Raw genomic sequence first — 10,854 nt, 5'->3', positions numbered from 1 at the left:
GTCGGCGGCGCGGTGCTCAGCGCGTACGGCGGCGCGCCGCTATGGATCGGCTGTTTCGCCGTGACCGGGTTGACGGCGCTGGTCTTCCTGCGAATCGGCAAGCACGTCGAGCGGCGAGTCGCGGCGGCGCGATCGGCCGAGGCCGAGGCCGATCAGACGAAGGTCACCGCGACAGCGATCGCGGACGGTCAGCAGCCTGAGTTGGCCACGGCGTAATCGACCAGCGCGCAATCGGGCGCCGCGTAGTCAGATCAGCTCAGGTCAGGACTCGGGTTCGGTTGGCTCAGGGCTCTCGCCGTTCAGGGTGGCCGGGTCCGGGCGCAGCCGCTCGAAAGCGGCTAGGTTCGCCGTCGACTCGCCGCGCTTGAGCCGCCACGCCCATTCGCGGCGGATCGATCCGGCGAAGCCGAGTTCGAGCAGGGAGTCGAAGCTCGAGTCGGCGGCGTCAAGCACCGAGCCGAGCAGCCGGTCCACCTCCGCCTCGGTGACCGCGGCCAGCGGCACCCGGCCAACCAGGAACACATCGCCGAGCCGGTCGAGCGCGAAGGCGATGCCGGAGAGCCGGGTGTTGTGCTCAAGCAGCCAGCGGTAGACCGCCTCGCGGTTCTCGTCGGCGGCACGCACCACGAATGCGTTAACGGACAACGTGTGGTCACCGACAAGCAGTGAGCAAGTGGTGCTCAGCTTGTGCGTCCCGGGAAGGGCGACGACGAAATGGCCATCCGCTGGGCGCTCGAAGCTTGCCTCGGCGTCGGCGAGCGCGGCCTCAATCGCCGCGATGGCTTGTGCGCGCGACGCCATCTTCTTGGTGATTCCGGTGTCGTTCGTCATCCCACGATCGAGCTTACGCGACGACGGCTGGCCCAGCGCTCCGCCAACGCGTCGCTGTACACGCCGACGATGCGGTCCGCGGTGGCGCCCCAGCCGAACTCGGTCGCGTGCTTTCGCGCGCCAAGCCGCATGTGCTCCAATCGGCCCGGATCGTTCAGCAGCCATGCGCAGGCTGACGCGTAGTCGGCAGGGTCATGGCCCGGTACCAGGATTCCTGATTCACCGTCATTCACTGCGGTAACAAGACCGCCGACCTTCGCCGCGATGACAGGCGTACCGCAGGCCTGCGCTTCCACTGCGACCAATCCGAACGATTCGCTGAACGATGGCACCAACGCGAGGTCGGCCGCGCGGTACCACTCGGCCAGTTCCGCCTGACCGACCGGCTTGACAAAGCGAGTGCGGTCCGAGATGCCGAGCTGGCGAGCCAGCCTGGTCAGGTGATGCGGCTCCGCTAGACCGGTGCCGCTGGGCCCGCCGACGATCACCACGACGAGGTCCCGGTAGCGCTCGGGATCGCGGCGCTGCAGGTCGGCGGCGAGGCGCAGCAGGATGTCGGGGGCCTTGAGCGGCTGGATTCGTCCGGCGAAAAGCAGCACTTGGGCGTGCTGCGGCAGGCCGAGGCGGGCGCGGGCGATCGCCTGGTCTCCGGGCTGGAAGGTCTCCAGATCCACGCCAGGGTTCACGACCGCTACCCGGCTCGGATCGGCTCCATAGAGACGGACGAGCTGGTCCGCCTCCTGCTCGGTGTTCGCGATCAGCCGGTCTGCGGCGTCGACGACCTGGTCCTCGCCGATCAGCCGATTCTGCGGCTCGGGAGTGTCCGAAGCGGCCAGCGCGGCGTTCTTCACCCGCGCGAGCGTGTGCATCGAGTGCACGAGCGGTACGCCCCAGCGTTCGGTGGCGAGCCAGCCGACCTGACCAGAGAGCCAGTAGTGCGAGTGGATGAGGTCGTAGTAGCCCGGCTTGTGCATCGCCTCGGCGCGCAGGACCCCGGAGGTGAACGCGCACAACTGGCCGGGCAGGTCTTCCTTGGAGAGCCCCTCGTACGGACCCGCCGTGATGTGCCGGACTTTGACACCGGGCGCCATCTCCACGACCGGCGGCAGGTCACCCGCGGTGGCGCGAGTGAAGATCTCCACCTCGATCCCGAGCGCGGCCAGCCGCTTGGAGACTTCGACGACGTACACGTTCATCCCACCGGCGTCGCCGGTGCCGGGTTGGTGTAGCGGCGAGGTGTGGACCGAGAGCGTGGCTATCCGCCGGGGAATCAATCTCGGTCCTCCACAGTGTCGGTGGCGCTGAAGCCTTGCAACCACTCCCGGACGCGCCGCTATTCCCCGCATGTCCCCAAGGCTACGTTCGAATCACATGGTCATTTATGAAGACCGGTCGGGGGATGCCGGAGAATGGGCGCATGACTTCTCCTGCTTCCGCGCCTGTGCACGCCCCCTCCGCCCCGGTCGCCGTCGTCACCGGAGCGAGCAGCGGGATCGGCGCCGCGACGGCCCGCCGCCTGGCCGCCGAGGGCTTCCAGGTGGTAGCGGCCGCGCGCCGGATGGACCGGCTGGAGAAGTTGGCGGCGCAGATCGGCGCGACCGCGTTTCAGCTGGATGTGACCGATGAAGCGTCCGTCGCCGCGCTCGCGGAGGCGGTGCCTGAGTGTGCGGTTTTGGTCAACAACGCGGGCGGTGCGCTCGGTCTCGATCCGGTGGCGCAGGCAGATCTTGAGCAGTGGCAGCGGATGTTCGACGTGAACGTGCTCGGCTCGGTGCGTATGACCAAGGCGCTGCTGCCGGCGATGCTGCGTTACGGACGTGGGCACGTGGTGAACATCACGTCGATCGCCGGGCTTCTCGTGTACGAGGGTGGAGCCGGCTATGCGGCCGCGAAGCATGCACAGCACGCGCTCAACGACACGCTGCGACTCGAGCTGAACGGCCAGCCGGTACGAGTCACCGAGATCGCCCCTGGCATGGTCAAGACGGACGAGTTCGCACTGGTGCGCTTCGGCGGCGATGCGGAGCGCGCGGAGGCGACGTATCGAGGCGTCGACGCGCCGCTGGTCGCCGAGGACATCGCCGACTGCGTCGTGTTCGCGGTGACCAGGCCGGCGCACGTGGACATCGATCTCATGGTCATCAAGCCGATCGCGCAGGCCGCGCCGCACAAGGTACACCGCAGCGGATCATGAGCGGCCACGGATCGCGGGCGGAAGACGGCGGCATCGAGTAGGCGGCGAAGTGAAGCGCACTCGCCCAGTCGGCACCATCACGCGCGGCACGACCGCACCCAATCGGCTGCGCCGGGTCGATCGCTGGCTAGTCGGCACACACGGCGGACTGCTGCGCGCGGCGGCCGAATCGCCGTTGATCGTCGATCTCGGATATGGCGCTTATCCGATTACCACCGTCGAGCTGGACGCGCGGCTACGCGTGGTACGGCCGGAAATCCAGACAATCGGACTGGAGATCGATCCGGCTCGGGTGACGGCGGCACTGGGATACGTGCGTGCGGGCCTTGATTTCCGGCTCGGCGGTTTCGAGTTGCCGGTTGACCGCGCGCCGACCGTGATCCGTGCCTTCAATGTGCTGCGACAGTACGACGAATCCGAGGTGGCCGAGGTCTGGCGCGCACTTGCGGCGCGGCTGGCGAGCAGGGGTCTGCTGATCGAGGGCACCTGCTCGGAGAACGGTCGCGTCGCCACCTGGGTCGCGCTGGATGGCACCGGACCGCTGACCCTGACGCTGGCCGGACATCTAGCCTCGCTGGAGTCCCCGGCCGTGTTCGCCGAGCGGTTGCCCAAGGCACTGATCCACCGCAACGTGCCCGGCGAGCCCATCCACGCATTCCTGCAAGCTCTGGAGCGCGCGTGGCAGACGGCGGCGCCGATCGGTGACCTCGGCGTGCGGCAGCGCTGGATCGCGGCAGTGCGTTCGCTGCTGCCGCAGTGGCCGATCATCGGGCGCGCGAATCGCTGGCGGCTCGGCGAGGTGACCGTCGCATGGTCCGCGATCGCGCCGCGCGACGGAGTGCGCGACTGACTGCTGTCTGCGCACCGAACCAAGGACAAGGCCCCAGACAAGGCTGTGGCCCCGGGCGTCGCACGCGGGGGATGGCGACGCCGGGGCCACAGCAACGGTGCCTGAAGCACCTCCGGGAGTCGGGCTCTCCCGGATAACGGGGCGGGCCTTACGCCGCGCCCCGACCTTGGGGGGTTGCTTCTATAGTGCACAGCGGCCATAAGCCGGTCGTTAGAGCAGCTTGAGAATCGGCTGAGAACCTGACGCGAGCGGTAAGCCGCCGGTCACCAGGGCCCGTACGGCCCGTCCTGCGGGCCGCGGCGCGCGCCGGAGTACTGGCGCAGCGCGGGGCGCACGTCGACCATGTACACGATCGCGGCGACCGTGCCAAGGATGGTCAGTATCGAGAAGGGGCCGCCGAAGAAGAGGTCGACGACCGCGGCGATACCGAGGAACAGCAGCCAGGCCACCTTGGTCAGCTTCTCGGCGGCGACATAGGCCTGCGCCGGCCGGATCGCCGCGTCGAAGAAGACGAAGATCTTGAAGATCAGCAGCGCGAGCAGGATGAGGTGCAGCACGCTGAAGAACGTGCCGGTGATCAGTCCGTTGCCGAATCCCATGGCAGGCTCCTCGACCGTGGCCGCGGCCGCTCGGAAGCGCGGCCCTTGATTCCGTCGCGCTTCCGAGCGTACTGCTCAGCCTTCACTTATGGGGTTACCGCACTACGCCTTGGTGGACTTCGACGCGTTCGACGAAGTGGCGCGCTTGCGCGGGGTGGCAGCGGTCTTCTTCGCCTGGGACGCCTGCGGCTTGGCCGACGAAGCGGCGCCGGACGTCCGGCTGCGGGAGGTACCGGCGTTGGAGGAGGAAGCGGAAGAAGAGGGCGCGGACGCGGACGCGCTCTTCGGCTCGGCCTTGGTCTGCGCCTTGGGCTCGGCCGGCTCCTGCTCCTCCACGATCACCTGCTCGACGACCACGGTCACGTCCGTGGCCTCACCGTCGCCGGCGCCCCGGTACCGCTCGACCACGGTCTTGCCGCGCTCGGCCAGACCGTCGTAGGTCTCCACCGCCTTGCCCGCGGCCTCGAGCACCCGGCCGACCTGAATCAGCGCGATGGTCTGGGCCTTGTCGCGCAGCGCCTGCGTGTCGACGCCGCTGACGACGCCGAGGATCGACTCACGCGCGGTGCGCGGGTCGAGGGTGCCGACGACCGCACGCGGGTCGACCGCGAGCGCGTTCGGGACCTCGGCGAGGCGCGCCTGCACCTTGGCGATCTGCTCCGGGGCCTCGGCGGCGATCCGGTTGGCCAGTGTGGTGACCGTGGCGGCCGCCTCGGTCAGCAGCGTCGGCGCGTCACGCAGCTTGGCGGCGGCGAAGTCACCCGCGCCGGCGAGCGCGTAGAGCGGCTTGGGGTCGGAAAGGGTCCGGCGGATCTCGTTGCTCACACTCATGTCAGTCATCCTCGGGTCTCGTGGGGCGCGAGCCCCGCAACGGTCGGTCTGGTCGGTCAGTCCCAGTTGGTCATTCCGGCTCGCCGGAAGCGGCGGACGTCGGAGCCGCGGCCGCTGCCGTGGTCTCCGCGCGGAAGGACTCGTAAATCTCGCGCAGGATCTGCTTCTGACGCCGGGTCAGCGCCTGGTCCGCGGTGATCGCGGCGATCACTCGGCTGGACGCGGCTGCGTCCTCACCGTGCGTGCCGTCCGCGCCACCCGTGTACGCCTCCGAGTGCTCCGGCGCGCCGTCGAGCAAACCGGCCTGCACGTAAAGCGTCTCGGCGGATATTTTCAGCGCCTTCGCGAGCTGCTGCAGGATCTCGGCACTCGGCTTGCGCAGGCCGCGCTCGATCTGGCTGAGGTAGGGGTTCGACACCCCGGCCGCCTGGGCCAGCTGCCGCAGCGAGTACTGCGCGTTCTCCCGCTGCTCGCGGATGTACGCGCCAAGCTGCGCCACGTGCTTCGGTCCCAGGAGGTTCGCCACTCCTCCAGTGTGCGCCACAGTGCTTGCTATTGCAAACGCCCGCTAGCGAGAGTTAAGCGCTGCTGTGGTGAGCACCAGCTTCAGACCGATTGACCGTCTTGGAGCTGGCCGACGACGCGCTTGCCCTGCTCATCGTCGGAAGCGCGGCGGGCTAATCGTCGGAAGCGGCGCGGCGGGCGCGCAGGATGGCGTCGTGGATGGTGACCTTCCGGCCCTCCGGATCGGTGGCCTCGCGCGGCCGGGCCTCGGCGACCTCGATGATCCAGCCGGCGCCGAGCGAGGCGGCCAGGTCGGCCGCGGTCCAGCCGAGTTCGGCGAGGTCGGGGCGCGGGACGGTGGTTTGCAGATCGGTCGGGTCGTGACCGACGACCAGTAGTGTGCCGCCCGGCGCCACGGCTGCGGCGAGGTTGCGATACACGGACTCGCGGGCAGCACGGGGCATGTGCATGTAGTGCGACGTGACTAGGTCATACGTGCCCTGGATTGGGGTTAGGGCAAGGTCGGCGTGCAGCCAGGTGATGTCCAGGCCACGCCCCCGCGCTAACTCCTGGGCGCGCTGTAGCGCCACGCTGGACAGGTCCGCCGCGGTGACCTTCCAGCCTTTCGACGCCAGCCACGCCGCGTCGCCGCCCTCGCCCGCGCCGGCGTCGAATGCGGTACCGGGTGTCAGGTCCGCGACTTCGGTGACGAGCGCGTGGTTCGGTTCGCCGCTCCAGTGGTGCTTGTTGCCATGGGTCTGATAACGCTCGTCCCAGGCGCTTTCGCTATGTTCGCGGCCGGCCTCGACTGCGCGCTTGGCATCCTCCATCACCAGATCCGCGTTGATTGCCGCGCCGGCTGTCAGTCCAGCTGCCGCCGACGTGATGACCTGCGCTTGAACGGCGGCGAGGTTACCGGCGACCCAGACTCCGGGCACACTGGTCGCACCGGCCGGGTTCGCCTCGATCTGCGTCCCGATCACCTCGCCGGCCATCTCGACCTCAGTCGGTGTGAGGCCGAGGGATTCTGCGAGCTCGCTGCGCGCGGTGAACTTGGGCGCGACGATAAGCGCGTCGAGCGCCACGTGGGTACCGTCGGCGAGCCGGACGCCGCTCAGGCCGCCTTCGCCGGACTCGACCTGGGCAACCCGGCCCTCGACGAGGGTGACGCCGAGGACCCGCAACTGCTCGCGGTCCTCGTCGCTCAGGCGCGGCCCGGTGTGCTGAAGGAGCGTCACCCGCGCGCTGAGCTGGCGGAACAACAGCACTTGGTGCAGCACGGCAGCGTTCGTCGCAAGCACGCCGATGCGCTGGTCGCGGACCTCCCAGCCGTGGCAGTACGGACAGTGCAGCACATCGATTCCCCAGCGCTCGGCGAGGCCCGGAATGTCCGGCAGTTCGTCGCGCAGTCCGGTCGCGAGTAGGACGCGCCGAGCGATGACCGTACGATCGCCGATCTCGATGTGGAAGCGCCCGTCCTCCCGGTCTACGGCCGTGACCCGGCCGCTTTCGACGCGGCCGCCATAGCGGACTACCTCGGCCTGCCCAAGCGCGAGGATCTGGGCCGGTGGCGTGCCGTCTCGCGTCAGGAAGTTGTGCACATGGCCAGCCGGGGCATTGCGCGGCTCCCCGGAGTCGACGACGAGGACGGATCTGCGGGAGCGGGCCAGCGCGACCGCCGCGCTGAGTCCGGCCGCTCCGCCGCCGACCACGACCGCGTCGTAGCGCTCAACCAAGTTCTCTTCGTCGCTGTGCGCGTGCTGTTCGTCCATGCATTCACCATCCGTACACCCAGGGCCGCTTGACAAATTCCTTTGCCGAAAGAGCAATAGAACTCATGACGATCGACGATCCGGTTCTCGATGCGATCGGCCCGCGGCTGCGAGAGCTGCGCCAGCAGCAAGGCATGACGCTCAGCGGCCTCTCGGCGGACACCGGCATCTCCATCAGCACGCTCTCCCGGCTCGAGTCCGGCGGCCGCAAGCCAACGCTTGAGCTGCTGCTCGCGTTGGCTCGCGCGTACCAGGTACCGCTCGACGAACTGGTCGGCATGCCGGATCAGGCCGATCCACGCGTTCACACCAAACCAGTACACCTCCACGGCCGCACGCTCTACCCACTCAACCGGCGCCCTGGCGGATTACGCGCATACAAGATGCTGCTGCCAGCCGCCGATCCGGAACGCGATCAGGCGAGCCACGAGGGCTATGAGTGGATGTACGTGCTGTCCGGCCAGGTGCGGCTGCGCCTCGCCGAACTCGATTTCGTCATGAAGGAGGGGGAGGTCGCCGAGTTCGACACGCGCACGCCGCACTGGTTCGGCAGCGCCGGAGGGGCGCCAGCCGAGTTGTTGACCCTTTTCGGTCCGCAGGGCGAGCGGATGCACGTGCGCGCGCGGCCGCGGTCCGCGAAAGCCATTTCGTAAGGACCGAACCACCTTCGAGCGCTTATCGTGGCGGGGATCCGTACTGGCGAAGTCTGGTGAGGCAAGGAGGGGCCGTGACGGTGATCGAACAGCCGCGGCAACTGGTGCGGTACGGATCGCCGACGGGTCGGTGGGTGCTGTTCGCCACAGTGCTCGGCTCGGCGCTGACCTTCATCGACGCGACGGTCGTGAACATCGCGCTCCCGCACATCGGCCGTGACTTCCACGCCGGGGCGGCGGCATTGCAGTGGACTGTTAACGGCTACACCCTCAGTCTTGCCTCACTGATCCTGCTCGGCGGCTCGCTGGGTGACCGCTTCGGCCGCCGCCGGGTGTTCGTCACGGGCATAATCTGGTTCGCGGCGGCGTCGTTGTTGTGCGGTCTCGCGCCCGATGTACAAGTGCTGATCGCGGCTCGGGTCGTGCAGGGGATCGGCGGCGCGCTGCTGACCCCGGGGTCGCTGGCGATCCTCGAGGCCTCATTTCATCCGGACGACCGCGGCCGTGCCATCGGCGCATGGTCGGGCCTCGGCGGCATCGCGGGCGCGCTGGGCCCGTTCGTTGGCGGCTGGCTGGTGCAGGTTTCCACCTGGCGGCTGGTGTTCCTGATCAACGCGCCACTTGCCGCGCTCGTCGTGGCGGTCGGGCTGCGGCACATTCCCGAGTCGCGTGATCCGGGCGCCGCTCGTGGCCTCGATGTGCCGGGAGTCGTGCTGGCCGCGACCTCGCTCGGCGGGTTGACGTACGGGTTCACGGCCTGGCCGACGAACGGCCCGGGGTCCGCCGCGGTCGCGACGTCGTTGGGCGTCGGCGTGGCGTCGCTGATCGGGTTCGTATTCGCCGAGCGGCGCTCGGCGCACCCGATGCTGCCACTGGATGTGTTCCGTTCCCGGGCCTTCACGGCGGCGAATCTGGCAACCTTCGCGGTCTATGCAGCGCTCGGCGGTGTGTTCTTCCTCGTCGTGCTGAATCTCCAGATCGTCGCCGGTTACAGCGCGCTAGGGGCCGGGACGGCGATGCTGCCGATCACGGTACTGATGCTGCTGCTGTCGGCCAGGGCCGGCGCGCTGGCTCAGCGGATCGGACCACGGCTGCCGATGACGATCGGGCCGCTGGTGTGCGCGGCCGCGATGTTGCTCTTCTCGCGCATCGGGGCGCACGCTTCGTACGTCTCCAGCGTGCTGCCGGCTGTGATCGTGCTCGGACTCGGTACGTCGCTGAACGTCGCGCCGCTGACGGCTACTGCTCTTGGCTCGCTCGACGAGAGCCGGGCCGGAATCGCCAGTGGGGTGAACAACGCGGTCGCGCGGGCAGCCGGGTTGCTCGCGGTCGCGGTATTGCCGCTCGCCGCCGGGTTGGGCACGGGGAGCCTGACCAACGCCGCGACGTTGGCGCCGGTGTACCGCACCTCGATGTACATCTGCGCGGGGCTGCTCGCAGCCGGCTCGATCATCGCCGCGATCGCGATCCCGACCCGGTTGGAGCGGGTTCGCGAGCAGCAGAGCCACGAGTTGCACTGCGCGATCGACGGGCCGCCGCTGCGAGCGGAATGCAAGGCGTAAGCGCCCGCCGATCGCCCTCTTAGTGTGCTCCGCTCGACTCAGAACGCCGCGCGGATACCGCCGACGACGGAGTTGCCACCGAGCAAGGGCAGGGTTCCGAGCCGGTCGAGGGCCGCGGAGTGGACACCGAATCGACGCAGCGCCTCGGCGAGTATGACCGGCTTGGCGCGCTTCGAACCGTCGGAAATCTTGAACGCGAGGGCGCGGCCGTCAGGCAACGCGGCGGCGTGTACGGCCTCTGCGCCGGTCTTCGCGAGCAGGCCGCTTACCGCGCGCATGGCTTGGGTGTCGAGTTGCTGCGTTCCCGCGACGTATTCGGGATGGGACCGCATGGCGTCAGCGACTTTGCGTGCGTTGGTGCCTGGCTGCGCGGTAACGCACGCGCTAAATGCCCGTGCCAGGCCGACGAGGGAAAGACCGAGCAGCGGCGCACCGCATCCGTCCACCGCGTCATAAGCGATCTGCTCGCCCGCAAGCTGTTCGACTGCGTGACGGATCGCGCGCTGCACCGGGTGCTCAGGGTCGAGGTATTCGGCTACGTCCCAACCGTTGCGAACGCAGACGGCGAGCATCGCGGCGTGCTTACCTGAGCAGTCGGAGTAGATCGGTCTGGGGGCACTGCCCGCGAAGAGTTCGGCGTGCCGGGCGTCGTCATCGAGCGGCAGGCTCGGCGGAGTACGCAGCGCCGACTCGTCGAGGCCGACTCCGGCGAGGATTTTGCGCACGCCGTCCACATGGAACGGCTCGCCCGCGTGGCTGGCCGAGGCCAGCGCGAGTTCCGCTCCGGTCAGTTCGAGACCCGCGTCGAGCAGACCAGTGGCCTGCATCGGCTTGTTGGAGGAGCGGGGCAGGATCGGCGCGTGCACATCGCCCACGGCCAGTTGGATCGAGCCGTCGGCGCCCAGCAGCACCAGGCGGCCGCGGTGCACGCCCTCGATGAAGCCGGATCTGACGATCTCGGCGAGGACCGGTTCGGCGGGGAACTCGGACGGAACGCTGACTGTGCCGGTCGGGTTGTGACCGGCGGGGTCGGTGCTGGCCATCATCATCGGGATGCA

At 68.9% G+C, this 10,854-nt stretch carries 11 protein-coding genes and 1 pseudogene; 5 read left to right on the top strand and 7 right to left on the bottom strand.

Features of this window, described 5'->3' with window-relative positions; all coding sequences use genetic code 11:
• Positions 1-216, top strand: a pseudogene (locus VN779_RS05130) (hypothetical protein); the annotation flags it as partial.
• Positions 217-261: 45 nt separating this feature from the next.
• On the opposite strand, the gene VN779_RS05125 reads toward VN779_RS05130, so the two are convergent.
• Together VN779_RS05125 and mshA are read right to left on the bottom strand one after the other, a co-directional pair.
• Complete coding sequence (locus VN779_RS05125; protein ID WP_325720653.1) at positions 262-831, bottom strand: YbjN domain-containing protein; 570 nt, start codon at positions 829-831, stop codon at positions 262-264.
• Positions 828-2,177, bottom strand: coding sequence for a D-inositol-3-phosphate glycosyltransferase (gene mshA, locus VN779_RS05120; RefSeq protein WP_349260644.1), 1,350 nt, complete (start codon positions 2,175-2,177; stop codon positions 828-830). Before mshA ends, VN779_RS05125 begins: the two co-directional genes overlap by 4 nt.
• Before the next feature lie 71 nt (positions 2,178-2,248).
• On the opposite strand from mshA, the gene VN779_RS05115 reads away from it, so the two are divergent.
• Together VN779_RS05115 and VN779_RS05110 are read left to right on the top strand one after the other, a co-directional pair.
• Positions 2,249-3,025, top strand: a complete 777-nt coding sequence (locus VN779_RS05115) for an SDR family NAD(P)-dependent oxidoreductase (RefSeq protein WP_325720652.1) — start codon at positions 2,249-2,251, stop codon at positions 3,023-3,025.
• Between the two features lie 49 nt (positions 3,026-3,074).
• Entirely contained in the window at positions 3,075-3,875 is an 801-nt protein-coding gene (locus tag VN779_RS05110; RefSeq protein WP_325720651.1) for a class I SAM-dependent methyltransferase, read from the top strand.
• Between the two features lie 263 nt (positions 3,876-4,138).
• Here VN779_RS05110 and VN779_RS05105 read toward each other — a convergent pair whose 3' ends face one another.
• The 4 genes from VN779_RS05105 to VN779_RS05090 form a co-directional block, all read right to left on the bottom strand.
• Positions 4,139-4,474, bottom strand: coding sequence for a DUF2516 family protein (locus tag VN779_RS05105; protein ID WP_325720649.1), 336 nt, complete (start codon positions 4,472-4,474; stop codon positions 4,139-4,141).
• A 102-nt stretch (positions 4,475-4,576) separates the two neighbouring features.
• On the bottom strand, positions 4,577-5,305 hold the full coding sequence (locus VN779_RS05100) for a hypothetical protein (RefSeq protein ID WP_325720647.1): 729 nt from the start codon (positions 5,303-5,305) through the stop codon (positions 4,577-4,579).
• 70 nt (positions 5,306-5,375) lie between these two features.
• Positions 5,376-5,831 carry a helix-turn-helix transcriptional regulator gene (locus VN779_RS05095; protein ID WP_325720645.1) on the bottom strand — a complete coding sequence of 152 codons (456 nt, stop codon included), beginning with the start codon at positions 5,829-5,831 and terminating at the stop codon, positions 5,376-5,378.
• Positions 5,832-5,982: 151 nt separating this feature from the next.
• Complete coding sequence (locus tag VN779_RS05090) at positions 5,983-7,581, bottom strand: FAD-dependent oxidoreductase (protein WP_325720643.1); 1,599 nt, start codon at positions 7,579-7,581, stop codon at positions 5,983-5,985.
• A 65-nt stretch (positions 7,582-7,646) separates the two neighbouring features.
• Between VN779_RS05090 and VN779_RS05085 the strand changes: the two genes are divergently transcribed.
• Together VN779_RS05085 and VN779_RS05080 are read left to right on the top strand one after the other, a co-directional pair.
• The gene (locus tag VN779_RS05085; RefSeq protein WP_325720641.1) at positions 7,647-8,234 is read left to right on the top strand and encodes an XRE family transcriptional regulator; all 588 of its coding nucleotides are present in this window, start codon (positions 7,647-7,649) and stop codon (positions 8,232-8,234) included.
• 74 nt (positions 8,235-8,308) lie between these two features.
• Entirely contained in the window at positions 8,309-9,796 is a 1,488-nt protein-coding gene (locus VN779_RS05080; RefSeq protein WP_325720639.1) for an MFS transporter, read from the top strand.
• Positions 9,797-9,834: 38 nt separating this feature from the next.
• Here the strand turns inward: VN779_RS05080 and VN779_RS05075 are convergent, their stop codons facing one another.
• Entirely contained in the window at positions 9,835-10,839 is a 1,005-nt protein-coding gene (locus tag VN779_RS05075) for an asparaginase (RefSeq protein ID WP_325720637.1), read from the bottom strand.
• Positions 10,840-10,854: the final 15 nt, after the last annotated feature.

The sequence above is a fragment of the Actinocrinis sp. genome (assembly GCF_035605935.1).
In the GTDB taxonomy this organism is placed as follows: Bacteria; Actinomycetota; Actinomycetes; order Streptomycetales; family Catenulisporaceae; genus Actinocrinis.
This window is presented reverse-complemented; position numbering and strand designations above follow the sequence as displayed.